Source organism: Nibricoccus aquaticus, assembly GCF_002310495.1.
Taxonomy (GTDB): domain Bacteria; phylum Verrucomicrobiota; class Verrucomicrobiia; order Opitutales; family Opitutaceae; genus Nibricoccus; species Nibricoccus aquaticus.
Map to the genome: position 1 here is coordinate 1,694,053 of NZ_CP023344.1, position 25,062 is coordinate 1,719,114.

Annotated in this window: 15 protein-coding genes and 1 pseudogene; 7 read left to right on the forward strand and 9 right to left on the reverse strand. The window is 62.8% G+C overall.

What is annotated here, in order from left to right:
* Positions 1-44 precede the first annotated feature (44 nt).
* Positions 45-1,949 (forward strand): tetratricopeptide repeat protein, encoded by a 1,905-nt coding sequence (locus tag CMV30_RS06980; protein WP_175414763.1) that lies wholly within the window; start codon positions 45-47, stop codon positions 1,947-1,949.
* A gap of 158 nt (positions 1,950-2,107) precedes the next feature.
* On the opposite strand, the gene CMV30_RS19350 is transcribed toward CMV30_RS06980, so the two are convergent.
* A complete protein-coding gene (locus CMV30_RS19350) occupies positions 2,108-2,305 on the reverse strand; it encodes a thioredoxin domain-containing protein (RefSeq protein WP_138223175.1) in 198 nt (65 codons plus the stop codon).
* Positions 2,306-2,765: 460 nt separating this feature from the next.
* Here CMV30_RS19350 and CMV30_RS06990 point away from each other — a divergent pair, with 460 nt between their 5' ends.
* Both CMV30_RS06990 and CMV30_RS06995 read left to right on the forward strand, forming a co-directional pair.
* Entirely contained in the window at positions 2,766-3,233 is a 468-nt protein-coding gene (locus CMV30_RS06990) for a YiiD C-terminal domain-containing protein (protein ID WP_096055350.1), read from the forward strand.
* Between the two features lie 38 nt (positions 3,234-3,271).
* Positions 3,272-4,009 carry a DUF4261 domain-containing protein gene (locus tag CMV30_RS06995; RefSeq protein WP_096055351.1) on the forward strand — a complete coding sequence of 246 codons (738 nt, stop codon included), beginning with the start codon at positions 3,272-3,274 and terminating at the stop codon, positions 4,007-4,009.
* Positions 4,010-4,025: 16 nt separating this feature from the next.
* On the opposite strand, the gene CMV30_RS07000 is transcribed toward CMV30_RS06995, so the two are convergent.
* Complete coding sequence (locus tag CMV30_RS07000) at positions 4,026-6,515, reverse strand: glycoside hydrolase family 3 N-terminal domain-containing protein (protein ID WP_096055352.1); 2,490 nt, start codon at positions 6,513-6,515, stop codon at positions 4,026-4,028.
* A 100-nt stretch (positions 6,516-6,615) separates the two neighbouring features.
* The gene (locus tag CMV30_RS19355; RefSeq protein ID WP_138223176.1) at positions 6,616-7,779 is read right to left on the reverse strand and encodes a hypothetical protein; all 1,164 of its coding nucleotides are present in this window, start codon (positions 7,777-7,779) and stop codon (positions 6,616-6,618) included.
* Positions 7,780-8,103: 324 nt separating this feature from the next.
* Between CMV30_RS19355 and uxaC the strand changes: the two are divergent.
* Both uxaC and CMV30_RS07025 read left to right on the forward strand, forming a co-directional pair.
* Positions 8,104-9,527, forward strand: a pseudogene (gene uxaC / locus CMV30_RS07020) (glucuronate isomerase).
* A gap of 132 nt (positions 9,528-9,659) precedes the next feature.
* Positions 9,660-10,124: a molybdenum cofactor biosynthesis protein MoaE gene (locus CMV30_RS07025; RefSeq protein ID WP_096055356.1), complete on the forward strand. Its 465-nt coding sequence runs from the start codon at positions 9,660-9,662 to the stop codon at positions 10,122-10,124.
* 32 nt (positions 10,125-10,156) lie between these two features.
* Here the strand turns inward: CMV30_RS07025 and CMV30_RS07030 are convergent, their stop codons facing one another.
* On the reverse strand, positions 10,157-10,918 hold the full coding sequence (locus CMV30_RS07030) for a ribonuclease E inhibitor RraB (RefSeq protein ID WP_138223177.1): 762 nt from the start codon (positions 10,916-10,918) through the stop codon (positions 10,157-10,159).
* A gap of 101 nt (positions 10,919-11,019) precedes the next feature.
* On the reverse strand, positions 11,020-12,123 hold the full coding sequence (locus CMV30_RS07035) for a hypothetical protein (RefSeq protein ID WP_245844427.1): 1,104 nt from the start codon (positions 12,121-12,123) through the stop codon (positions 11,020-11,022).
* 165 nt (positions 12,124-12,288) lie between these two features.
* Between CMV30_RS07035 and CMV30_RS07040 the strand changes: the two genes are divergently transcribed.
* Both CMV30_RS07040 and gndA read left to right on the forward strand, forming a co-directional pair.
* On the forward strand, positions 12,289-12,636 hold the full coding sequence (locus CMV30_RS07040; RefSeq protein ID WP_096055358.1) for a hypothetical protein: 348 nt from the start codon (positions 12,289-12,291) through the stop codon (positions 12,634-12,636).
* Between the two features lie 174 nt (positions 12,637-12,810).
* Positions 12,811-14,319: an NADP-dependent phosphogluconate dehydrogenase gene (gene gndA, locus CMV30_RS07045; RefSeq protein ID WP_096055359.1), complete on the forward strand. Its 1,509-nt coding sequence runs from the start codon at positions 12,811-12,813 to the stop codon at positions 14,317-14,319.
* Positions 14,320-14,407: 88 nt separating this feature from the next.
* Here the strand turns inward: gndA and CMV30_RS07050 are convergent, their stop codons facing one another.
* The 4 genes from CMV30_RS07050 to CMV30_RS07065 form a co-directional block, all read right to left on the reverse strand.
* Positions 14,408-15,775, reverse strand: coding sequence for an FKBP-type peptidyl-prolyl cis-trans isomerase (locus tag CMV30_RS07050; protein ID WP_175414764.1), 1,368 nt, complete (start codon positions 15,773-15,775; stop codon positions 14,408-14,410).
* Positions 15,776-15,785: 10 nt separating this feature from the next.
* The gene (locus CMV30_RS07055; protein ID WP_138223178.1) at positions 15,786-16,946 is read right to left on the reverse strand and encodes a hypothetical protein; all 1,161 of its coding nucleotides are present in this window, start codon (positions 16,944-16,946) and stop codon (positions 15,786-15,788) included.
* Positions 16,947-17,228: 282 nt separating this feature from the next.
* Positions 17,229-18,065 carry a right-handed parallel beta-helix repeat-containing protein gene (locus CMV30_RS07060; protein ID WP_096055362.1) on the reverse strand — a complete coding sequence of 279 codons (837 nt, stop codon included), beginning with the start codon at positions 18,063-18,065 and terminating at the stop codon, positions 17,229-17,231.
* Positions 18,066-18,225: 160 nt separating this feature from the next.
* Positions 18,226-24,861 (reverse strand): pectinesterase family protein, encoded by a 6,636-nt coding sequence (locus tag CMV30_RS07065; RefSeq protein ID WP_096055363.1) that lies wholly within the window; start codon positions 24,859-24,861, stop codon positions 18,226-18,228.
* Between the last annotated feature and the right edge of the window lie 201 nt (positions 24,862-25,062).

Consider the following 25,062-nt stretch of genomic DNA (forward strand, 5'->3'; position numbering starts at 1 on the left):
CTCCACGTTCCCCACGGCCGATGACGCACTCGAAGAAACCCCACATGGCTCGCAAAACCGCCGCCACCCCGGCTCCAGCCACCACCTGGCCCCGCCCCTGGCTTTTCGCCGCCCTGCTGCTCGCCTCACTCATCGCCTACTGGCCCGCCCTCAACGGCGAACTCCTCTGGGACGACCCCGGCCACCTCACCCGCCCCGACCTCCAATCCTGGTCCGGTCTCTGGCGCATCTGGTTCGAAGTCGGCGCCACCCAGCAACACTACCCGCTCCTCCACTCCGCGTTCTGGATACAACACCACCTCTGGGGCGACGCCACCACCGGCTACCACCTCATCAACATCCTCTGGCACGCCACCGCCGCCAGCCTCTTCGCCGCCCTCCTCCGCCGCCTCCAGATCCCCGGCTCCATCTTTGCCGCCTTCGTCTTCGCCCTCCACCCCGTCTGCGTCGAATCCGTCGCCTGGATCACAGAACAAAAAAACACCCTCTCCACCGTTTTCTATCTCGCCGCCGCCCTCGCCTGGCTCCGCTACGAAGACGACCGCCGCCCGTCTCGCTACATCGTCGCCACCGCCTGGTTCGCCGCCGCTCTCCTCTCAAAAACCGTCACCGCCACCCTTCCCGCCGCCCTCCTCGTCCTCGCCTGGTACCGCCGCGGCCGCCTCTCCTGGCGCACCGACATCCTCCCTCTCTTGCCCTGGCTCGCCCTCGGCATCGCCGCCGGCCTCGGCACTCTTTGGGTGGAAAAAACCCACATCGGCGCCACCGGCGACGCCTTTGCCCTCACCGCCCTCGAACGCCCCCTCCTCGCCGGCCGCGTCGTCTGGTTCTACCTCGCCAAACTCCTCTGGCCCGCCGACCTCGCCTTCTTCTACCCACGCTGGTCGATCGACGCCCACTCCGCCGCGCAATGGCTCTTCCCCCTCGCTGCCCTCGCCGCGCTCGCCGCCTCCGTGTATTGGAGCCGCCGCGACCGCGCCCCGCTCGCCGCCGCCCTCCTCTTCGGCGGCACCCTCGTCCCCGTCCTCGGCTTCGTGAACGTCTACCCCTTCGTCTTCTCCTACGTCGCCGACCACTTCCAATACCTCGCCTGTCTCCCCATCATCGCCCTCCTCGCCGCCGCCGCGACGCGCACCGTCGCCCTCCTCGCCTGGCCCCGCTGGAGCGGCCCCGCCCTCGCCACCGCGCTTCTCCTTTTGCTCGGTACCCTCACCTGGCACCAAAGCCACCAGTACCGCGACGTCTTCGCCCTCTACGAAACCACCCTCGCCCGTAACCCCGACAGCTGGGTCGCCCACCTCAACCTCGGCGTCGCCCTCGACGACACCGGCCAGCCCGCCGAAGCACTCCCCCATCTCCAGCGCGCCCTCGAACTCAAACCCGATTTCCCCGAAACCCTCAACAGCCTCGGCAGCGCCCTCAACCGCCTCAACCGCCCCGCCGAAGCAAAACCCCTCCTGGAAAAAGCCCTGCTCCTCCAACCCCGCTTCGCCAGCGCCCACAACAACCTCGGCATCGCCCTCATCGGTCTCCAGCAAACCGATACCGCCCTCGCCTCCTTCCAGCGCGCCCTCGAGATCGATCCCGCCTTCGCCTCTGCCCGCGTCAACTACGCCTGGGCCCTCGCCAACTCCGGCCGCATCCCCGATGCCCTCGTCCAGCTCGCCCAAGCCCGCCGCGATCAACCCGCCTTCGCCGACGCCCATTTCAAAACCGGCCTCATCCTCGCCATGTCCGGCCAGATCGCCGAAGCCACACCCCACCTCCGCCGCGCCGTCGAGCTCCAGCCCGACAACCCCGACATGCACTTCGCCCTCGCCCACGCACTGCTTCAACAAAACCGCCTCCCCGAAGCCACCGCCCACTTCGAAGAAACCCTCTCCCTCGCCCCCAACCACCCCGGCGCCCTCGACGCCCTCCACCAACTCCACCGCCTTCAACCGCGCTAACCCACCCGCATCGCCCACGGTCCACCGACTTCCGCCCCTCCGCCATCCCTCCCCATCCGTGTAATCTGTGGTTAAAGACTTTCACCTCGTCCCGCCCCCCAATCGTACCGAGCGCAGCGACATTCCTCCAAATCGAGAATCCAAAATCGAAAATTCCCTCACCCCAACCCCGCCACCACCGCCCGCACCTGCTCCGCGTGCGTCTTCGCGTCCACCTTCTCGATCACCGCCAGCACCGTCCCATCCCGCTCGATCACGAACGCCGCCCGCGCCGGCCCCCGGTACTTCCGCCCATAAAGCTGCTTGTCGATTACAGCATCCGCCGCCTGCGCGAACAAATCCCCCGGATCGCTCACCAGCACCAAGCCCCGCTCACCGCCCTCATCGACGCCCCGCTCGCACCCACACCGCTCCCCGCGCCAACCCCCAATTTCTCCGCCCGCCGCCTCTGCGACCCCGCCGTATCCCGGCTGATCGCCACCAAATCGTAACCCATCCGCGCCAGCTCCCCGCGCACTCCGCCAGCGCCTCCACCTGACGATCGCACGACGGCGTGTTATTCCGCATATAGATGGAAACAAGCGTCCTCCGCCTCAGCCATTCCCCAAAAACCACCTCTCGCACCTCGCGCCCATGAATAACGTTCACAGGGAAATTCACCGATAATTTGTCTCCAACAGCGACCATGGTGCGCCGATGAACCAAACAGAACCGCCGCGCGTCAACCCATGGCCAACAGGAGGGCTTCAACGTTACCCCACCCGCAGGACACGACCTTTGACGTCGCGGCGAAAATTTATCTAGTTCTGCCCACGCATGAAGCCGGTCAAGGTCCCAGCCCTCGAGTTATTCCTCCACGAGATGATCCCCCTCGCGAAAGCGATGGGTGTCGGCGTGGAAGTCAGCGACGACCGCGCGCTCACGCTCACCGCCCCGAAGGAGCAGAATAAAAACTCCCTCAACACCGCGTTCGGCGGCAGCCTCGTCTCCCTCGCCACCCTCGCCGGCTACGGCGTCGTCTGGGAACTGATGCGCACGGAAAAAAAATCCCCCGAGGAAAAAACGCAGTGGCACATCGTCGTGAAAGAAAGCCGCGCCGCTTACCGCAAGCCCGTCATCGGCGACCTCCGCGCCATCTGCGAACGCCCCGCGCAAGCCGCCATTTCCGAATTTAAGGAAGCCCTCGCCCGCTACGGCAAAGCCAAGCTCAAGCTCCGCGCCCGCGTCATCGAAGACGGCCAGACCGCCGTCGACGTTCATGCAGCGTTTGTGGTGTCGCGGTAAGCTCACCCGAGAATCACACAACAAGGTCCAACAGCCCGATGAGTCTGCTCGTGGCTATGGTCGTTCTGGAAAAATCAGAATTACCGACCGACGAATTGCTGGCTTCCTGTAACGACCGATCGCTCATCTCAGACCTGCAGTCGCGTGATCGAGTGGTTTCTTTCGTCATCGGTGAGGTTCAGATTAACTGCGGTCTGGTCGAAGCACCGATCCCTCGTGGTGAGCTAATGCCACTCCTAAAAACGTCGCCTTACTGGCACGGCAGCGACGACAAGATTGCAGATCATAAAGCGCACCTGATTGTCGCAGCTTCGGGAGATATTGAAAAAAAGCTGCTAGCGCTGGCTCTGACACGAGCCGTTTCCAAAATTCTCAGATCAACCGCCGGCTCTATCGCCGTATACTGGGGTGCAGGGAGCATCGTTACCGCGAAGGATTCATTCTGTGCCTTCGCTGATTCATCCAGTTCGGACCAGTTGCCTCTATATCTGTGGGTAGACTTCCGGTGCTTCCCGAAAGAAAAAGGATGGGCGCTCTTCACCCACGGCCTGAAAAGCTTGGGCTTTATGGAGATTGAGGTTTCTCAATCTCCTCTTTCCGCATCTGAAACTGTGGGATTTGTTTTCAATACTGCACACTACCTATTGGATTTTGGTCCAGTTCTCAAAGATGGTGATACGATTGGCATGTCGGCTGACCAAAAAATCAAAATCACCCACGTGGACAGTGCCTACCAGCCCGGGCAGATGGTCTATCATCTCGAAATGCTGAGCTGAGTGCTTGCCACAACACTCACCGCGGATCCGTCCGATCCGTCGCCTTCGCCGCCGCTTCACGCGGCGCATTGCCATCCGTGATTTCAAACGCGCCTTCGAGCTTCATGTCTTCCGACGACGCCCCGATCCACACCGTGAAACGCCCCGGCTCCACCGCCCACGCGTTCGTACGATTGTAGAGCGCGAGATCGCCCGGCGTGAGCGTGAAGTTCACCGTCTTCGTCTCGCCCGGCGCAAGCGTCACGCGCTCGAACCCGCGCAGCACTTTTTCAAAGGTGACGACGCTGCTGTAGTCGTCGCGCACGTAGAGTTGCACGATCTCGTCGCCCGCGCGCTTGCCCGTGTTCGTCACCTCGCAACTCACCTCGATGCGCCCGCCCGGCCCTTGCTGCGCCGGCGTCACGCTCAGGTTTTTATACGCGAAGCGCGTGTAGCTCAGCCCGTGTCCGAACGGAAACAGCACACCGCTCACCTGCCCCGCGTCTTTGCCCTGCGAGCCCGGATGCGCGGGGAAGTTCATCTGAATTTGCCCGACGCTCTTCGGAAACGTGATCGGCAGCTTCCCCGACGGATTCACGTCGCCGAATAAAATATCCGCCAGCGCCGCCCCGCCTTCCTCGCCCGGCAGCCACATCTCCACAATCGCCGGCACATGCTTCGCCGCCCAGTTCACGCTCAGCGGACGCCCATTGCTGAGCACCAACACCACCGGCTTCCCCGTCGCATGTAAGGCGCGCAACAAATGCTCCTGATAACCCGGCAAATCCAGACTCACGCGACTTGCCGACTCACGACACAACTCATCCGTCTCGCCGAGCACCGCGATGATCACATCCACCTCCTTTGCCGCCTCGACCGCCGCCGTGATCCCCGCACGCACTTTCTCCGACGGCTCTTCCTTCACGATATCACTCTCAGGAAAGTTTTCGTCCTTCACCGCCACGCCTTGCACGTAGCGAACATCCACGCCCGCCGCCCCAAGCTTCGCGCGAATCCCCGCGAGCGGCGTGATAAAATCCAAACGCTGCGCCCCATAACGCGACCACCAGCCGTGCGCATCATCTGCGAGCGGCCCAGTCACCAGCACGCGCTTCAACGCATCCTTCTTCAACGGCAGCGCATCATTCGCATTCTTCAGCAACACGATCGCCTCACGCGCCGCCTTCGCCGCCAGCGCCAGATGTTCTGGCGCACGTACCACATGATCCGCCTCCGCCGGATTGTCGCGATACGGCTGATCGAAAAGCCCGAGCCAGAACTTCACGCGCAACACATCACGCACACGCGCATCGATAGTCTCCATCGAGAGCTTTCCCTCGCGCACCAGTTGGCGCAGCGGTTCACCATATTCTTCGGGCGGCGTGAAGTTCGTCCGGATATTCAGCCCCGCCTCCACCGCTTGCCGGATGCCTTCTGCCGGCGTCGCTGCCGTGCGATGCTTCGTGTGAATGAACTCCACCGCCGCGCTGTCCGACACGACATAACCGCGGAAACCCCACTGCTCGCGAAGAATCTCCGTCAGAAACAGCCGGTTACTCTGCACGGGAATCCCATCATAATCATTGTAAGACGACATCACGCCCATTGCGCCGCCTTCCATCACCGCACGACGAAACGGCGGCAGAAAAATCGTCTGCACATCCCGCCACGTCACCTGCGGATCGGTCCGCGCCTCACCGTCGCGCCCGCCCTTCGGCACCGAGTAAACCGCGAAGTGCTTCAGCGTCGAAACCACGCGCTGCTCCTGAATTCCCTTCACTTGTTCGACTCCTAGCGCACCGACCAAAAACGGATCTTCCCCATAACTCTCGATCACGCGCCCCCAGCGCGGATCGCGCGCCAGATCGAGCACCGGCGAATAAATATTCGTATACCCCAGCGCCCGCGCCTCGCGCCCCGTCACGCGTCCGATCTCGCGCACCAGCGCTTTATTCCACGTCGTCGCCACACCGAGCTCCGCCGGAAAACTCGTCGCCTTCGAATGCATCAGCCCGCGAATCCCCTCGCCGGTGAAATCCACCGGAATCCCCAGCCGCGTCTTCTCGATAAACCAGCGCTGCACCTCGTTAATCGCCCGCGCATGCAACGACCACGGCAGATCGTGAACCGGGTCCGTGAGATTATTCAGCCAGCCCGTGTTTCCGTTGATGTGCTCATCGATGTTACCGATGCCATCTTTCCAAAACGCCGTCTCCCACGCCGGCGTTGGTAACTCATCTTTCGCCACGCGCGGGAATCCATACCACGTCGTCATCTGCGCCGTCTTTTCCTCCAGCGTCATCCGGCGAATCAAATCCGTGATCCGCGTCTCAGTCTCGACCGTGCGGTCTTCGTACGGATTTTTCTGCCCGTCCTTGTTCAGATCGATCCAGCCGTCCTGATAAATCGGAGACACCGCCTGCTCGCGTACGAAGCGCCCATCCGCAGCCATCACACCGGCGACCCCGGCGCACACAAAACCAACCGAGCCGACGACAAAAACAAAACGCGATGAACCATGGAGCATCGCCCCAAAACAAACGCCGCGCTCCCCGCGCAAGCGCTTCCTCACGTTGCCAGTACGAACCCGCGCACACGCGATCTGCGCGCGCCCCAACCAACCGCACTCACATCGCTTTCCGCTGCACCAGCCTCTCCGACTCCATCTCCTGCGCACGCTTCAGCGAGAGCACCCGCGCAAAAAGTCCCGCCGCTCCCACGACCAGCGCCAGCACCACCACAAACGGCGGCACCTGCCGCGCATCGACCGCGATCGCGATCCCGAGCGCCAGCCCCGAAGCCAGCCAGCCGCTCACCGCAAAAAGCACCGCCGTGAAAACCGGCCGCCCTCCCCGCGCCGCCAGGTGGATCAGGATCGTCGAATAAATCGAAACCGCCGCAATGTAGAGCATCCGCGCTTTCGGGAAATGCTCGATGTGCAGCCCCAGCACCACACATGAGGCGATCAACAACACCAACGCCACCAGCGCCGCCACCCCCGGCCACCGCTGGTCCAGCACCAGCCCCGTCACGAACGCCGCGCACAGATGCACAAACGCATTCCCCTGCAAAACCAGCGGCGTCTCCCACGAGAGCTGCTTCAGCGTCATGCTGTTCTGGATGATGAAAAACACCAGCGTATCCAAAAACACCATCGCGAACAAAACCGCCACCCACCCCGCCGCCGCCCGGAATCCATAGTCCGGCAGTGACGACGGCTTGGACGGCCCCGCCCGCATCCGCATCGCCACGAGCATCCCCACCCCCGCCGCCACCGCCGCCGTGATGATCCTCGCGCGCAGCGTCCCCTCGAAAAGAAACGGCTGGTTGCACAACGCATACGCCAGCCCCGTCCCCAGCCCGCACCACATCCCCAGCCGGCTCGAGTGCAACGTCGGCCGCAGGCACAACGAAAGCCACACCGCCGTCGCCCCCGTGCTCAGCCCCACCAGTAACGCCGCCACCAGCACCACCGCCTCCGAATGCGCCACCAGCGTTACCAACGCCCCCGCCGCGCATCCCGCAAACCCGCCCACCAGCTGCCAGCGCCCGCGCGACGCCGAAAACATCCGCGCCGCCAGCACACACCCGCCCACTCCGCCCGCCCCGAGCACGCCCAGCACCAGCCGCATCCCGCCCTTCCCCACCACCGTCTGCGCGAACTCCACAAACGCGAAACCCGCGAACATCAGAAAATAAATATACATCGCCCCGATCGCCGTCACACACGCCACCACCGACGCCACCGGACTTTTATCTTCATTCAAAAACGGAGCGTGAGTCTGATCCATAGTGTTAGGGGTGCGCATCGGAAAGAGCCTCAGACAGCGAAACGTCGCATAGTGCCACACCCGCCCGCCGACATAAGAGCGAAACACGAAAATAGTCTCATAGGGGTAATGATCTGACTGCCGGAAGATCCCGGCACCGCGCTGTCCTGCACGGCACTCGACCGCCCGCACCCGGCAAGGTCGAACCCAAAAAACACCTACCGTCCGCTCCTCGCCGACAGATGAAAAATCCCCGCCCTCCAGCGCCCTCATCACGCCCGCCACAGACAGCTGTCCGGCTAAGCGTTTGACTCTCCTCCCCCGCAGCGCGAAAGCTCGCCCACCATGTCCGCGCCAACCTTCCTCCCCGAAGACTTCCTCCTCAGCACCGATTGGGCCCGCACGCTCTACTTCGAGCACGCGATCAAACAGCCCATCTTCGACTATCACTGCCATCTGCCCCCGATCAGATCGCCAACAACCGCCAGTTCGAAAACCTCACGCAGATCTGGCTCGCCGGCGATCACTACAAATGGCGCGCCATGCGCTCCAACGGCGTCAACGAAGACCTCGTCACCGGCACCAAAACCTCAGACTACGACAAGTTCCTCGCCTGGGCCAAAACCGTCCCCAACACGCTCCGCAACCCGCTTTACCACTGGTCGCACCTCGAGCTGCGCCGTTACTTCGGCATCAACGACATCATCAACGAGCAGTCCGCGCCGAAAATCTGGGAAGCCGCCAATGCCAAGCTCCGCACGCCACAGCTGACCACGCACGGCATCCTCACGAGCAACCGCGTCAACGTCGTCTGCACGACCGACGATCCCGTGGACGACCTCGCCCACCACATCGCCATCAAGAAGACCGGCATCGGCACCAAAGTTTATCCGACTTTCCGCCCCGACAAAGCCCTCGTCGTCAACGCGCCCGCCGTCTTCAATGCTTGGTGCGACCAGCTCGCCGCCCGTTCGAACAAAGAGGTCAAAGACCTCGCCTCTTTCCTCGACGCGATCGACAACCGCCACGCATTCTTCCACTCGCTCGGCGGCCGCCTCTCCGACCACGGCATGGAAAATATTCCCGACGCCGACTGCACCGAGAACGAAGCCAAGGCCATCTTCGCCGCTGCCCGCTCCGGCGCCGCTGCAACGCCCGAGCAGACCGCGAAGTTCACCTGGTTCATGATGCTCTTCTTCGGCCGTCTCGACGCCCAACGTGGCTGGACCAAGCAGCTCCACCTCGGCGCCATCCGCAATAATAACACCCGCCTCCTCAAGCGCCTCGGTGCCGACGCCGGCGTCGACTCCATCGGCGACTTCCCGCAAGCCCGCGGTCTCACCCGCTATCTCGACCGCCTCGAGTCCGAGGAAAAACTCCCGAAGACCGTCATCTACAACCTGAACCCAGCCGATAACTACGTCTTCGCCACCGCCATCGGCAATGTCCAGGACGGCGTCATCCCCGGCAAAATCCAGTTCGGCTCCGGCTGGTGGTTTCTCGATCAGAAGGAAGGCATGGAGTGGCAGATCAACGCCCTCTCGCAGCTCGGCCTGCTCAGCCGCTTCGTCGGCATGCTCACCGACTCGCGCAGCTTCCTCAGTTACGTCCGCCACGAATATTTCCGCCGCCTCCTCTGCTCGATGATCGGCAACGACATTCAAGCCGGCCTCATCCCGGCCGACCGCCAGCTCGTCGGCGGCATGATCGAAAACATCTGCTACAAAAACGCCGAAGCCTACTTCGGTCTCGAAGCGGGCAAACTCTGACCACTACTCCGAAATGGAGGGACGACCTCCGTGTCGTCCTTTCCCCTCTCCGCAAGGCCCGAGCCCCCGCTCGGGCCTTTTTATTTTCCCTTCCCCATTCGCGTCCATTCGCGTCCATTCGCGGTTAAATAAATGCCCGCCGACACCGCCTTCACCTTCCGCATCTCCGCCGACCCGCTCGACCCTGCCGCGCTGAAACCACTCCTCGGCGACGCCCACGCCGGCGCCTGCGTCACCTTCGAAGGCTGGGTCCGCAACCACAACGAAGGCCATCCCGTGCAGTCGCTCGAATACGAAGCCTTCGCCGCCCTCGCCGAAAAAGAAGGCGCGCGCATCCTCGCCGAGGCACGGGAAAAATTCTCCATCACCCACGCCGTCTGCATCCACCGCACCGGCCACCTCCAGATCGGCGACCTCGCCGTCTGGACCGGCGTCTCCGCCGCCCACCGCGACGCCGCCTTCGCCGCCTGCCGCTACCTCATCGACGAGACCAAAGCCCGCGTCCCCATCTGGAAAAAAGAACACTACACGAGCGGCGCAACCCAGTGGATCAACTGCGCCACCCGCGGCGACCACGTCGGCGACACGCATCCGTAGCGCGCGCACTACGAGTGCTCTGTTCGATGCCATCAGCCAGCCACTGCCGTGTCCCACCCGTCGTAGTGACCGTTTCTCAGAGCTGCGATCTCACGCAAGGTGGCCATAACCCTGTCCAGATCCTCTCGTGATGGATTGCCCAGCTGCTCGACTAAAAGAGTGAAACCAGAGCCGTCGTCCAAGATGCCGCCCGACATCATACCCCGATCCGCTACTTCCTGAAGCACGCACTCTGCATCTGCCCGAGTTTTGAAGAGCAGGAAGTGCCGTGTTTTCGTGATCCGCTTTTGCACCGGATTCTTTGCCCTCTCTTCCTGTGTCATTGCTTCGTCTTTTCGAGGCGTCCACCCGGTTTCGATCCGATCAATGAGCGCCAGATCGTTGGAAATCTCCTTTATGGGGAGATCCCATTGCTCGTCGGTCAGGCCTGGGACCATCCAGGACTTCACTCCATCCCAAAGCCACCATTGCGAGACTTTGCCAGTCTCGGGATTCGGATTGCCTGACCTGAATAGCGGAAACGGCTTGGCGTGCTCCGGCAGCGGCTCAGCCCCAACCTCACGCACAATGTCTCGATTCACAGCAGCCTGGAGCGGAAAGAAGGTCGAAAAAATCTCCTTCTGCACAACGAGTGCTTTGAACTCCGCCGGCCGCTCGTCGAACACGCCCGGCAACACCCGAATCAACGCGCCCCAGCGCGGCGGCTCACTGTGATAGTGAGAAAACTGCGCGTACGCTTTCCCTATCTTCGTATCGATTTCGATGATCGCACCGATCTGAACCTTCTTCGCCATAAAGTAATCCCGTAACTGCACCGGCACCCCTCCGAGGCAAGCCTGCGCTCTCCTGCGTTCTTTTTAGCCTTTGGCGGTTCGGCGTTTGGGATTTCTTCTGATTACTCCCGCTCCCCCGGCGCCTCCGGCGAAAACGGCGGCGACGTCACATTCTGCCGGATCGATTCCAGATTCTCGCGAATCAGTTCTCCGACAGAAATGCACCGCAGATAAGCCGAGCGCCCATAGTGCGCCGCCAGGCTCTCGCGCAGCTCGATCACATTATCTGGCGGCGCGAGCGACACATCCGACATCGCCGTGAGCAACAGCTCCAGCCGCTCCTGCGCCACCTCCGCGCGTTGCAACATCAGCACCTGCTCCTCGCGTTGATACTGCCGCGCCGTCTCCACGCGCAGATGCTTCATGCAAAAAAACGCCAGCTGCTGGTTGTCCTTAAAAAACTGCGGCCGGTACAGATTCATGCGCCCCTCATAAGCCTGCTGGTCGAAGTCCATCGCGCGAATCCGGATCTGCGCGCCCTCGAAATCCGGCGTGATCACGACGACAAAATTATACGCCCGCATGTCCCCGAGCAGCCGCACGAAACAGCGCTCGTTGAACTTCACCAACTCCTTCGCCACGCGGATCGGCTTCAGCTCCTTGTTCGTCAGCCAGCGCTGCGCGAACACATCGCCCGGAATGCCCGCGATATGCTCTTCCACCAGCGTGTCTCCGTGAGTGAGAAAATGCAGGCGGTTCGGCGACAGCAGATGCTCCAGCTCCAGCCCGTACACGCGCGAGGCATCCCCGCGCTTGATGTAGAAATAGTCCGGGTTGTCGTTGTATGCATTGACGATCCGGATACGAAACGGCGCCGAATTCCCAAACGCGCAAAAGTCGATCCGGTCCACGTACAGGTGGCTCATGAACGCCAGGTCACCATCCACGCGCAGCAACGCGTAGAGCCGCTTCAGCCCGTCCTGCAGCGACTCCATCTCCAGCTGGTCGTACACCACCGTTTCCCAAAGCGTCGCCTTGCCCTCGGCATCCGTGAGCGGAGCCGATTCCGCAAACCTCCGTAGCCGTTGATAAGTCACCGGCAACTCACGCTCGCGCCGGTAGCGCTTTAAATATGCACGCAGCCCTTCGCTGATCGGCAGGCTCGGCTTCTTCTGCTGCGCAGAGCGGGTGTGAGAAAAAGCCGGGGCATCCATGACCGCGAACATGCCCCCGCCCCTGTCGCTGGCAACGACTACAACGCATTCCCCCTCCGCGTTTTCATCGCCTCATCGCTCCTTCCACGCATTTGCCAAAACAAAGCTAAAGCCCCGCCGCCCCGGGTTTCGCCTCGTCTCCCCCGCGTCCCAACCCCAGTCTGCCACCCGCTTCCCATGTTACTCCTCGCCACTACCGCCCTCGAAAAAATCAAAGACGTCCCCCCCATGTTCTGGGTCAAAGTGGCCGTGGCGCTGGTCGGCTTCATTGTCGCCGTCATCGTCATTCAGAAGGTCTGGCACATGAACAAGCTCGCCCTCGCCCTCATCATCTTCGTGGTCGGCGGCATCCTCAGCTTCTCTTGGGTCTATAAACGCAACGAACCCGCCTTCATGACCTGGCTCATCGAGCCCATTGCGAACTCCGGCTTCTTCCCCACCGAGGGCGGCTCCGAGCTGCGCAACATTAACGAAGACGGCACCAAGGCGAAAAAAGCCCCGGTCCCCGCTCCCGCGAAAAAGTAACGCCGCCTCCGGTCCGCCCGCGCCCCACCCGGCAGGCTCGGCTCGTCATCAGCCACCGACCGCAGAGCCGGTCACACACCGCTTTCATGATAACCATGAAATCCGGTCACGTGCATTTCCGCAGTTTTTGGAGTGGTTTTCACCGGGGGTTTCTGGCTAGTTCGACACCCGCTTATGCCTAAAGCCCTCTCTGACATCGGACTCATCGGCCTCGCCGTGATGGGTCAAAATCTCGCCCTCAACATCGCCGACCACGGCTTTCAAATCTCGGTCTACAACCGCACGGTCGAAAAGACCGACAAGTTCGTCGCCGAGAATCCCAACACGCCCGGCGGCCTCGTCGGCTCGAAGACCCTCGAAGAATTCGTCAAGTCTTTGGCCAAGCCCCGCAAGATGGTCATCCTCGTGCAGGCCGGCAAAGCGACCGACGCCGTCATCGACGGCCTCATCCCTCTTCTCGATAAAGACGACATCATCATCGACGGCGGCAACGCTCTCTGGACCGACACCATCCGCCGCGAAAAAGCGCTGAAGGAAAAAGGTCTCCGCTTCATCGGCTCCGGCGTTTCCGGCGGTGAAGAAGGCGCTCGTTTCGGCCCGTCCCTCATGCCCGGTGGCGAGTTCGCCGCCTGGAAAGAACTGAAGCCCATCTGGGAAGCCGTCGCCGCCAAGGTCGACGCCAAGACCGGCAAGCCCATCGCCGGCGCCCAGCCCGGCAAGCCCGTCAAGGGCGGCGTGCCCTGCACCACCTACATCGGTGAAAACGGTGCCGGCCACTACGTGAAGATGGTCCACAACGGCATCGAGTATGGCGACATGCAGATGATCTGTGAGGCTTACTCGCTCCTCTCCGGCCTCCTCGGCCTCAAGCCCGCCGACCAAGGCAAGATTTTCTCCGAATGGAACGCCGGCGCGCTGGATTCCTTCCTCATCGAAATCACCGCCGACATCCTGAAGCAGAAGGACCCCGCCAATAAGAAAAAAGCCTTCGTCGACGTCGTCCTCGATACCGCTGGCCAGAAGGGCACCGGCAAATGGACCTCCGTCAACGCTCTCGACATGGGCATCGCCGCTCCGACGATCGCCGAGTCCGTCTTCGCCCGCTGCATCTCCGCGATCAAAGACGAGCGCGTTGCGGCTTCGAAGATCCTCAAAGGCCCCAAGAAAAAGAAGTACAAGGGCGGCAAGGCTGCTCTCATCCAGGCCATCCACGACGCTCTCTACGCCTCCAAGATCTGCTCGTACGCCCAGGGCTTCCAGCTCATGCGCGCCGCTCAGAAAGAGTACAACTGGAAGCTGAACTTCGGCGAGATCGCCCAGATCTTCCGCGGCGGCTGCATCATCCGCGCTGCCTTCCTCCAGAAGATCACCGAGGCCTACGCCCGCAACCCGAACCTCGCCAACCTCCTCCTCGATTCGTACTTCAACAAGACGATCCAGAAGACCCAGGAAAACTGGCGCAAAGTCGTCGCCCTCGCCGCCGAATACGGCATCGCGACCCCGACGTTCTCGTCCGCCCTCGCCTACTACGACAGCTACCGCTCGGCCCGCCTCCCGGCCAACTTGCTCCAGGCTCAGCGCGATTACTTCGGCGCGCACACCTACGAGCGTACCGACAAGCCACGCGGCAAGTTCTTCCACGTCGACTGGCCCGAGGCGACCCGCCCCCAGCTCGAAGCCTGAGCTTCGAACTAGTTTTCGAATTCAAAGCCGCGTAACCAAAAGGTCCGCGGCTTTTTTGTGTGCGTAGCCGGACAACTCCTCGCAGCCGCTACTCCACCGGCACATCGCTGACCTTGAGCAGCTCGATGTCAAAAATCAGCACCGCCCCGACGGGAATTCCTCCGGTGGAAACATCGCCGTAACCCAGCGTCGGCGGGATGTAGAGCGTGATGCGCCCGCCTGTGCCTATCTTCTGAATACCTTCCGTCCACCCCGCGATGACTCGGCCCACATCCACTTCAAGTGGCCCCAGCTCCGGGTCGGTTCGGTCAAACAGGGTGCCATCGATCAATCGCCCGGTGTAGTTCACCAGCACGCGCTGGTCGCTCCGTGGCGGTCGTCCCTCGCCCGGCCGCACGACTTCGTAGCACAACCCGCTGGGCAGTGAGACGATCTCGGGATCAGCCTTCAGTTTCTCAAAAAACACCGCGTTCTCCGCCGCCCGCTTTTCACGGATCATCTTTTCCCTGGCCTCCTGACGTCCCGCCACAAAGCGTGCGACCGAGTCATACAACTTAGCTTCATCGAAATCTGCCGCCCGCTTTTCCAAAGCACCCGTCAGCCCCGCAATGAAACGAAAGCGTTCATCCGCGCTCAACTCCACGCGAGCGACACCGCGCTCCTGCGCGAGCAGCCAGCCCCACGTCTCGATGATCTGCCTCTCTGAAAATCCCGCCGGTTCATGCAGTGGCGGCACCGGCGCTGGCGGCGGTGGCTGCTCTTCCATCGGCGCGTCTTTGATCGCGAGCAGCTCGATCTCGGCGACCGTCGTCGCGCCGGGCGGAATGCCCATCATCGCCGCATCGCTATCGCTAAAACCGAGCGCGGGCGGCACGTGCAACCGTGCTTTCCCTCCAACACGCATCGTCTGAATTCCGTCGGCCCAGCCGCGAATAATTTTACTGAGGACGATCTCAACCGCGCCGAGTTGCTCCGTGCTGTCGAACTCCGCGCCATCCAGCAGCCGCGCGTGATACGTCACCGTCACCGCCTGATCCGCGCGCGGCGACTCGCCGTCACCCGCGCGCAGCACTTCGCAACAAACACCGCCCGGCAGCACGATCACTCCAGGCTTCTGTTTCAACGCGTCGAAGTACACGTCCGCCGCGGCGAGATTCTCCGCCTTCTGCATCTTCCGAAACTCCGCCGTCCGCACTTCGACGAAATGTATCACATCCGTGTAGATCTGATCGAGCGGCTGCGGCGGCGGTTGCTGCGCGATGCCCGCTTCCAATCCCTTCACGAGCACGGCACGCTGAGTTTCATCGAAGCCGAATTTGTCGGCATTGGATTCACGCGCCACGATCCGGCCCCACGCTTCGACGAGCAGTCCGTTGTCCGGATTGCTCTCAGCAGCATAGCCGGGCGGGAGAAGACCGAGCGCGAATGCCCCTAGAAAAATGAGAACCCGCTTCATGTGAGAAAAATCAAAGCCCTCCCGGATGCGCGAGGAGCGACGCCGCCAGCGCTCTATCCGCCGGCAAAAGATCGCGCGTGTTCTCAAAATGCTTCCGTGCGGCATCCGGGTCGGTGTTCGCCCAGTTACGCAGCACGGTGAGCAGCGTTTGTGAACGCAGCACGGGACTCGCGATGTCGCTCACCCAGCCCGCCGCTTCTTTCGGTTCAAGAAATCCCGCGCCGGCCATCGCGGCCACACCATCATCCAGGCCAGGGCCAATGTCGTTCGTCTTAACCCAGTGCGACGCCGCAGCCGCATCGACCTGCGACCACGCGCGCAGCGCCTGCCCCATCTGCGAAATGCGATCCGGCCCGGCCGGAAGCCGCGCAACAAACTGCGTCAGCCCCGCCGGATCGACCTGCCCCCATCCGCCGATCACCGCATGAAGTGCCTCGCTGCGCTCAGCCGGATCGGGCAACGCGCACGCAGCTCGCCCCGCCTCTTCAGGCTGCATCGTCGCCCACGCCGAGTACGCTTTCGCAAGCAGGATCGAGCGGCCTGTCGCCTCGAGCGCACCGGGATGAATGGCCAGCGCCACCGCCGTTTCAAAATTTCCCGCGGCGCAAAGCGCATCCACCAGCGAGCAGCCGTAGCCGGTCGCTGCGTCGGGATGCTGCGAGAACAATTCACGCCCGAGCTTCACCGCTTCGTCGGGCAGGCTCGCGGCGGCGCTCGCGAAAACCGTTTCCATCGCAGTGCTCCGCTTCGCCTGATCATCGAGCGCGCAAACCCACATCGCTGCATCGCGCGGTGCGGTCGCGCCCCAGCCGCTCAACGCGGACTGAATCAATGCTTCACGCAGGACTAAATTTTTCTCCGCCTGCGCCAGTTGCATGGCGCGATCCGGCTCCGTCTTCGCCAGTGCGGTAAGCATCTGGGCGAGTTGTTGGTTTCTTGTGCGAGAGGCCGGCCGCGCGAGGAGCTGCCGCCAATTATTCTCCTCCCACGCGCGGGTACTGGACGACGAGTCTTCAGAGACCTGGGTCCGCGATATGCCCAAGCGCGTCAGTTCAGCGACCGCGACGCCACTCGATGCGGCGGAAACAGGGGCGAGCTGGTTTCGCATCGTTGTCGCCCGTCCGAGCCAGAAGGAGCTGATCGCAACCACCACGAGCACCGTTGCGATCAAGAGCAGGCGAAACCGTGGCGTTCGGTGCGTTGTCATAGGTTTCCAACGACGCGGCGGCGCTCGCGCACCCAGCGGGAGCGCCGATAATAGACGCGGACCGTGCGGAGCATCGTCCCTACTTTGGAGAAGATGTTTTCAAGATTCATGAGAGATGACTGGTAATAAAAAGGGCCGGGCCATCGCAGCCCGGCCCTCCGCTAACTCTGATCACACCGCGCGCGGAAAACTCATCAGGGGTAAGAAGAGTTCACCGGCGCGGCGCGGCGTGCCCAACCAAGGCACTCAGTATTGCATGCTGCTGCCACCGCTGAGGACGCAGTTGGTCAGCAAATCTTTGGTTTTATTGCTATAGCTGCTGCAGCTGATGATCTTGGTCGCGCCAGTGTTGCCGTTCTGGGTGAAGCCGCAGCCGGTGGTGCCGCTGTTAGAGTAGGCTTTGCAGGAGGTCATCACGTGCGCGAGGTTCATGCCGGAGCTGCCCATCTTGAAGCCGTTGCCGTTGCCCGCGGAGAGCGAGCCGTTGTTGTAGGCGTTGCAGCTCGTCACGGTGACAGCGGCTCCGGCCTGCCAGAAATCCCAGCCGTCATCGGAGTTATGATGGCCGAGGCAGTTCTTGAAGACGTTGCCGGTGCCGGTGGAGAACTTGGCCGCGAAACCGTCGGCGTTCTGGCCGAGCGTGGCGGTGTCGATGTTGCTGTACGACTGGCAGTATTGGATCGTGTTATTCTTCGCGCCCGCGCCCTGGATCTGGATGCCGGTGTTTTTGTTACCGGTGGCGATGCACGAGTTGATGATGCTGCCGGATGTACCGTAGATGTAGATACCGACGCCGTTCACGTTTTTGACCGTGAGCTGATTGAGGCGGGTGTTGTTGCCCGGGACGAAGCCTGCGCTGGCACCGTTGAAGTTAAACGTCGCCGGGCCAGTGACCGTGACACCGCTGGGCACGTTGATGCGGGTCGTGATCGAGTAAGTGCCCGAGACGTTGATGGTGGTGCCTGACTTGGCGTTTTGGATGTCGGATACGATGTCGGCCTTGGCGACAGCGCCGCCGAGGAATGCAGACGAAAGAGCCAGGCCAAGGATTTTGGCGAGGCGGGGAGCGTGAGACGTGAACATAGCGGGGTATTTGTTGGGGGTTGCTGACTCTGCGTACCGCGCGGATCGCGCGGAAAATCGGGGATGCTGGCTGGCAGAAGAGCGGGACCGCCACCCGGGCCGGGAGCGCTTGGGCGCGCTGACCGGGAGGCGAGTCCCACTCTTCTGCGGCGCGCGCTGCCTAACCGGCGCTGATCGCTGCCTGGCATCGCCGTTTGTGGCGGCGCCCTAGAGCCAGGAGCGAAAGTGCGGCAAAGAACCAGAACGACGGCGCGCCACCGCCGTCCTTTTTCGCCTCGGGCGTCACGGGCGTGGCGGGCGGCGTGTTGACGGAGATCGTCACCGGAGCGCTGACCACGTCGCCGGAGGTTTTCACGATAAGCACGGTGTACACGCCGGCGTTGGCCGCTTGCGCACTCGCGACGGTGTAGGTCGCGGTGTTGCCACCGGTGATCGGCGCGTTGTTCAAGCGCCACTGGTACGCCGTGCCGGTGAAGCCCGTGAACGTGGCGGTGAGCGTGAACGAGCCGCCCGTCGTAATCGACGTGCCCGAGGCGGTGATCGTCGCCGAGGCTGAAGCGAGCGAGGCGGAGGCGGCGCCGGCGGTGTTGCCCGCGCCGGACTGCACCAGCGCACTGACGTCGCTCGTCACCAGCATTTCGTATGAGTACGTCGGCGTGAACACGGTGTCGGTGCCCGCATCGGCGGCGGTGCCGGTCGTGGTCGTGTACACGTTATTGTTGGCCCGGATGAGGCCGCCACCGGATTTCGTGAGCGGGCTGGCGAGGCTGGTGTACTGGTTACGCTCGCTCAGCAGCTGCGCGTTAGCCAGCACGCTGGTCGCCGAGGTGTTGGCGGCGCTGTTGAGGAAATTATTGTACATGTGGACCTGGCCCCAGGTCGTCGCGGGCAGGCTTTGGTCGGCGCGATCGGAAAACCAGTTGTGATGAAGCGAGACGCGGAGCGCCTTCGTCTCACCGGTGGCTGCACCGATGGTCATGGCATAGCGGTGCGTGGTCTGCGCGGTCGTGTAGTAGAACTCGCACCACGAAACGGTGACGTTGTCCGCGCCGCCGGTGATATCGATGAGCCCATCAGCGCAGTCGAAGAGCGTGCAGTGCGTGATGTATACGTTGGTCGCGCCCACGAGGGAGATGCCGTCAGCGCCCGCGGTCGGGTTGGTGATGTTCAGCCCGCGGATGACGACGTTGGAAACGCCGCTCGCGAGTTCCAGGTTGCCGATGAGCGTGGCGTTACCGTCGATACCCTGGATGGTCTTGTTGGATTTCACGGCGACCTTCGTAGCTCCGAGATTGAGCGTGCCGCTGACGGTGATCGTGCGGGCGGTGGTGTCCTCGGCGTAGGTGCGGAAGTCGGCGGCGGTGGTCGCGTTCACGGCGACTCCAGCAGTGCCGCCACCGGTGACAGATGCGGCATAACCATCAGGGACCGGCGCGGTGAAGACCGTGCCGACGGTGAGCGTGGCGGCATTGCTCGTGGTGGAGCCGAGCGCGTTGGTGACCACCACGCGGTACGAAGCGCCGTCGATGGTCTGCACAGGATTGATCGTGTAGCTCGTGGAGGTCGCACCGCTGATGTTCACGGAGTTCTTCTGCCATTGGTAAGTCAGCGGACCGGTGCCGGACGCGATGACCGAGAAGGTCGCGGTAGTGCCGACATTGACGGAGACAGCGGCGGGCTGGGTCGTGATCGCGGGCAGACTACCGAGCGTGAGCGTGGCGGCGTTGCTGGTGACGGAGCCGGCGGCGTTGGTGACGACCACGGTGTAGGTGCCGGCATCTCCGACAACCGGAGACGCGATCGCATAGCTGGCGCCAGTGGCCCCCGTGATGTCGATGCCGCCCTTTTTCCACTGGTAAGTGGGCGCAGGTACGCCGGTGGCGACGACGCTGAAGGAGGCGCTCTGGCCAATAGCGCCCGAGATGCTGACGGGCTGCGTCGTGATGACCGGCAGGCTGGCCAGCGTGAGCGCCGCAGCCGAACTGGTGACAGCGCTCGTGGCATTGGTCACAACCACAGTGTAGCTTCCAGCGTCTCCGATTACCGGAGACGCGATGGTGTAGGTCGCGCTGGTGGCACCGGTGATGTCGGTGCCGTTCTTTTTCCACTGGTAAGTGGGCGCTGGAGCGCCGGTGGCTGCCACCGTAAACGTCGCAGACTGACCGAGTGCGCCAGAGACGCTGGCGGGCTGCGTGATGATCGCGGGAGCGAGTGCGGGCGTCCACGTGGTGGTGTTGGCCGTGCCGTTCTTCTGCGTGTTCAAGACCCAGTAGGCGTTGCTGTAGTTGGTGATCTCGGTGGCGTTGGCGGGCTGCGTCCATTGATAGGACCAGGAGATGCGGCCGGAGACATCGACGGGCGTGTTGTCGCTCTGTTTGCGGGAGTTGTACTCGACGCAGAGCGTGTTGCTGCGGTCGGTGATGGTATTCGCATCCCACGCGGCGGGCGTGAGGAGGTTGTCGGCGATCACGCAGTTGAGCAGCACCATCTCGGTGTAAGCGGGCGCGTTTTGATTCAGGCGGCCGAGATAGGCGCCGGTGACATTGCTGCCCGCGCTGAACAAGCAGTTCAGATAAACGAAGCCGTGGTTCGTGGCAGGATTGCGGACCTGCGTGTAGAATGTAGCCGAGGTGAGCATCTTCAGCTCGCAGTTTTCGAAGAAAACCGGGCCGCCGCCCCACATGAAGTCGGTGTCGCCCTCGATGTAGGTATTGGAGATGTAGGTCGGTCCGTTGACGTTGAGCGTGTCCTGGAAGCTGGAGAGATTGACGCCCGTGATGATCGTCTGTGCGTCGGCGTTATTGTTGAAATAAACCGCCTCGGCCTGGCTGCCACCGATGGGCGTGAAGTTTTTGATCGTGAGGTTCGTGAGCACGGTGCCTGTGCTGCTGCGTCCCTCGAAAGCGGCGCGGCCGTTGGTGCCCTGCGGGTTCAGCGTGTTGTTATTGGGATAACCGACGATCGTGCCGGTGCGGCTCTCGCCTTTGATCGTGAGCTGGTTCTTCGAGACCCAGTAAACGATTTCGTAGTAGGTGCCGTTCTTGATGAGGATCGTGGTCGGCGTGGTGTTGTTGGCCGGGATGAAATCGAGCGCGGCCTGCACGCTGGCGAAGTCGCCCGAGCCATCCTTGGCGACAGTGTAGGTCGTGGCGGTGGCGGGAGCGGCCTTGGTGGTGAAGGTCCACGTCGTCGTGTTTGTGATACCGCTGAATGCGAGACCGCTGGCATCGGTGAAGACGCCGGCATCGACCATGACGTAGTAAGTTTTCCCGTAGGTCAGACTGAGGTTGCGCGGGTAGATCGTGGCGGTGTTGCCAGAGATCGTGACCGGGTAATAGCTGAAGCCCGCGAGCGTGCCGACAGTCTTGGTCTGGATCGGGAGTGCGAGCAACGCGGCCGAGGCAGAGCGTGCGGTGGCGTTGGCGAAACTGATCGTATCGACAGGCGTCACGGGGCTGGCGGCGTCGTAGATCTTGATCGAGCCGTTGAGCCCGGCGGAGATCGGCTGGTTAAACGTGATCGTGAGCGGCGCGTCGGGGAAAATCGCACTGGCGGCGTTGAGCGGTGTGAGGCTCGATACGGCGAGGCTGGCCGAGAGGACATTCACCGAGGCGGTGGTGCTGGTGACGCTGCCGGCGGCGTTGGTCACGGTGACGGTGTAATTGCCGGTGTCGGCTCCGCTGACCGTCGAGAGTGTGAGGCTGGCGCTGGTCGCGCCCGTGATGGAGACGCCGTTTTTCTTCCATTGATAAGTCGGTGAAGGTGACGCCGTGGCTACGACGGAGAGCGTGGCCGATGCGCCCGGCGCTGGCGTGACGCTTACGGGCTGAGCGGTGATGAGCGGCGACTGATTCACGGTGAACGTGGCGGCATCGCTCGTGACCGTGCCCTGGCCGTTGGTCAGGCGGACGACGTAGAGGCCGTTGTCGGCGATGGTTGCGCTGGCGAAGGCGAGGCTGGCTGTATTCGCGCCGCCAATATCGGCGTAGGTCGCCCCGGCGTCGGTGCTCTTGCGCCATTGGTAAGTGAGCGGAGCGGTGCCGCTGGCGGTGACGCTGAAGGACGCGGCGGCGCCTGCGGTGACGGTCTTGCTGACGGGCTGCGTCGCAATCACGGGAGCGAAGGGCGTGGAGGAAACGGTGACGGTGATCTGCGCGCTCGCCGTGGAACCGGCGGCGTTCGTGGCGACGAGTTGATAGATGCCGGCGTCTGCGGACTGGACGTTGGTGAGCGTGAGTGCGGCGGTGGCGGCCGAGGCGTTGGAGACGGAACTAATGTTGGCGAACGAGGTGCCGCCGTTGGTGCTGACCTGCCATTGGTAGGAAGTCGCGCTGCCTGCGGCGACGGCGGCGAAGGTCACGCTTTCGCCGGTGGTGACGATCATGCTGGAGGGCGGCTGGGTCGTGAAATACGGCGGCGGCATGAGGCCGGTGAAGTTGCTCAACTGGAGCGTGACATCGCTGGCGGTGGAATTCTGGAACTGATAACCGAACTGGTTGAACGTGATCGACGCGCTCGCGACGGAGAGGCCCGACGACGCGCTACTATACACGCGACGATTGATCGCCGTGCCGTTGGTCGCGTTATCGACAAACGCGCCGCCGCTGGTGGCCACGGTGCTGGTCGAGGTGCCGAGCTGCACCGCGCCGCTGGCGAGCGCCGAGGGACGCACGGTCATGTCAACGAGCACATTATCGGCGATGGTGCCGAGCGCGCCGCCGGTGCCGGTGCCCATGCCGTAGGGAGAATTGATATCGAGCGCCATCAAACCGACCGGACAGAACGGCACGGTGCTCGTCACGCTCTGAGGTTTCATGCTCACCGCACCAGTGCTCTGGTAGAGTTCGATCCAGAGACCTTTGTCGTCGGTGAAATTGCCCGTCGCGGCGGGAAGCGTGCCTCCGTCGTTGAAGAGGCCGAAACCGGTGTAGGCAAACTGGACGGAGCCGTTGATGCCGTAGCCGCCTGACGACTTCATCGAGAAGGTCACCGGAAGGTTGTTCGATCCGGTCGCGGGCTTGGCCAGCACGAGCGGCACGAAGCTGCTTGTGACGAGCGTCTGCGTGCTGTTGGCGGGAACCGTGAAGGTGTAGGTGTTGGTCGCGGGATCGAAGCTCGCTGCGTTGGCGCTGATCCGCGCGCCAGTGGTGGCATTGTACGACTGCCAGGCGAGCGCACCCGCAGGAGCAACCGCGAGACGGGCCACGCTGCTGGGCGTGCCGCCGCCCGCGTTGGTGACGACGACGGTGTAGTTGCCAGAGTCAGACGGAGACAGATTGGCGAGGACCAGGCTCGCACCCGTCGCACCGCTGATGTCGGTGGAGTCCTTCTTCCACTGATAGGTGAACGGCCCGGTGCCCGTGGCGGCGACGGTGAGCGTGACGTCCGAACCGGCGACGATGTTACGGCTCATCGGCTGCGTCGTGATCGTCGGAGCGCTGCCTGCGCCGGAGTTAACCGTGAGGACTGCGGCGTTGCTGGTGGCGCTGTTGACGGAGTTGGTGACGACAACGGTGTAGCTGCCGGAATCGCCGGTGACCGTGCTCGCAATCGTGTAGGTCGCGCCGGTCGCGCCGCCGATGTCCGCACCATCTTTTTTCCATTGGTAAGTGAGCGGCGCGGTGCCCGAGGCAACGACGCTGAAACTGGCGCTGGCTCCAGCGTTCACGGTCTGCCCGGCGGGATGCGTGGTGATGGAGGGGGCGACGGCGGGGGTGTTGACGGTGAGCACGGCGGCCGAACTGGTGACATCGCCGCCGGTGTTGGTGACTTTGACGGTGTAGCTGCCCGCGTCGGAGAGCTGCACATTCGTGAGCGCCAGCGTATCCGAAGTCGCGCTGCCGATGGCGACGGTGTCTTTGTACCACTGATAGGTCAGGCCTGTGCCGGTCGCGACGACGTTAAAGGAGGCGTTAGCACCGACATTCACCGACTGGCTCGCGGGCTGGGTGGTGATGGCGGGAGCCGTTGGTGTCGCGGTTGCGGTGACGACTTTGACGTTCGTGAAGACGACCGCCGATGCCAGGTTGCTGCCGCTGTAGCGAAAGCCAAACCAGTCGAACGCGTAGCTGGAAGTGGCCGCGCCGTTATCCGTACCGGTGTAGGTGTACGTGGATGGAAGGGCTCCGCCTGTGATCGAGAGCGTGACGATGTTCACCGTGAAGCTCTGGCGCTCGACTTTGAGGCTGAGCGTGTAGGGCACACCGGAAGCCAGGGCTACTCGATCAGTCGAACCGGCGGTGAGGCTCGCCAGCAACGGGAAGTCGGCGGTCGAGTTAAAGAGATTGGTGGTCACCAGCGTGTCGCGGCGGCCGAGCCAGGTGAAGGGCCCCACGGCGGCATTCGCGTCGGTCGCGAGCTGGCCCATGTAGCCGGGATCATCCGAGAGCAGGGGGTCGCTATGCCCGCCGGTTTTGTCCACGAGAAGGCGGGTCGTCTTCGAGTCGAACAACCCGAAGCGGACGGTGCCTCCCGATGCTGCGGGTGTGGTTAGAGAAAACGTGGCACTCACCGTGATGCTGTCGCCCACCTGCAAACTCACCGGAGTCGTGTCGGTGAAATGAAACCAATGCGCCTCAGCGCTCGTCTGCGTCTGCCCGTAGGTCACCGATCCGGTGGCATCCGTCCGCGTGGTGCCCGTGCGTGACTTGAATACCTGCACCGAATTGGTCGCCAGGTTTTGGTTCACGCTGCTGCCATCCGCGAACGAGTCGTCGAGGATCGTCGCTGCGGGCGAGAGATGCGTGAAGACGAGCGCGGCGGAGCATGCCGCTAACAAACGACGGAGCGAGATCATGGGGCGGGAGGAAACCCGGCGCGGATCGCACCGGTGGGAATGAGGATGGTCATCTCACACGGCACCCAGCGGATGGCTGGAGTGAAGGGGAACCGTCGAAAGACTCGCTCACTATAACCGCCAGTCTTGCGCCCGTCATGTCATCAATTCTGATGACAGCCGTCGTGAAAATTTTCTGCCGCCTTTGCCGCCACCGTCCGG

What these genes read in the sequence shown, in the direction of transcription:
- CMV30_RS06980 (WP_175414763.1), top strand. Translation starts at nt 45, where the DNA reads ATGGCTCGCAAAACCGCCGCCACCCCGGCTCCAGCCACCACCTGGCCC.
- CMV30_RS06990 (WP_096055350.1), top strand. Translation starts at nt 2,766, where the DNA reads ATGAAGCCGGTCAAGGTCCCAGCCCTCGAGTTATTCCTCCACGAGATG.
- CMV30_RS06995 (WP_096055351.1), top strand. Translation starts at nt 3,272, where the DNA reads ATGAGTCTGCTCGTGGCTATGGTCGTTCTGGAAAAATCAGAATTACCG.
- CMV30_RS07000 (WP_096055352.1), bottom strand. Translation starts at nt 6,515, where the DNA reads ATGCTCCATGGTTCATCGCGTTTTGTTTTTGTCGTCGGCTCGGTTGGT.
- CMV30_RS19355 (WP_138223176.1), bottom strand. Translation starts at nt 7,779, where the DNA reads ATGGATCAGACTCACGCTCCGTTTTTGAATGAAGATAAAAGTCCGGTG.
- CMV30_RS07025 (WP_096055356.1), top strand. Translation starts at nt 9,660, where the DNA reads ATGCCCGCCGACACCGCCTTCACCTTCCGCATCTCCGCCGACCCGCTC.
- CMV30_RS07030 (WP_138223177.1), bottom strand. Translation starts at nt 10,918, where the DNA reads ATGGCGAAGAAGGTTCAGATCGGTGCGATCATCGAAATCGATACGAAG.
- CMV30_RS07035 (WP_245844427.1), bottom strand. Translation starts at nt 12,123, where the DNA reads ATGTTCGCGGTCATGGATGCCCCGGCTTTTTCTCACACCCGCTCTGCG.
- CMV30_RS07040 (WP_096055358.1), top strand. Translation starts at nt 12,289, where the DNA reads ATGTTACTCCTCGCCACTACCGCCCTCGAAAAAATCAAAGACGTCCCC.
- gndA (WP_096055359.1), top strand. Translation starts at nt 12,811, where the DNA reads ATGCCTAAAGCCCTCTCTGACATCGGACTCATCGGCCTCGCCGTGATG.
- CMV30_RS07050 (WP_175414764.1), bottom strand. Translation starts at nt 15,775, where the DNA reads ATGAAGCGGGTTCTCATTTTTCTAGGGGCATTCGCGCTCGGTCTTCTC.
- CMV30_RS07060 (WP_096055362.1), bottom strand. Translation starts at nt 18,065, where the DNA reads ATGTTCACGTCTCACGCTCCCCGCCTCGCCAAAATCCTTGGCCTGGCT.
- CMV30_RS07065 (WP_096055363.1), bottom strand. Translation starts at nt 24,861, where the DNA reads ATGATCTCGCTCCGTCGTTTGTTAGCGGCATGCTCCGCCGCGCTCGTC.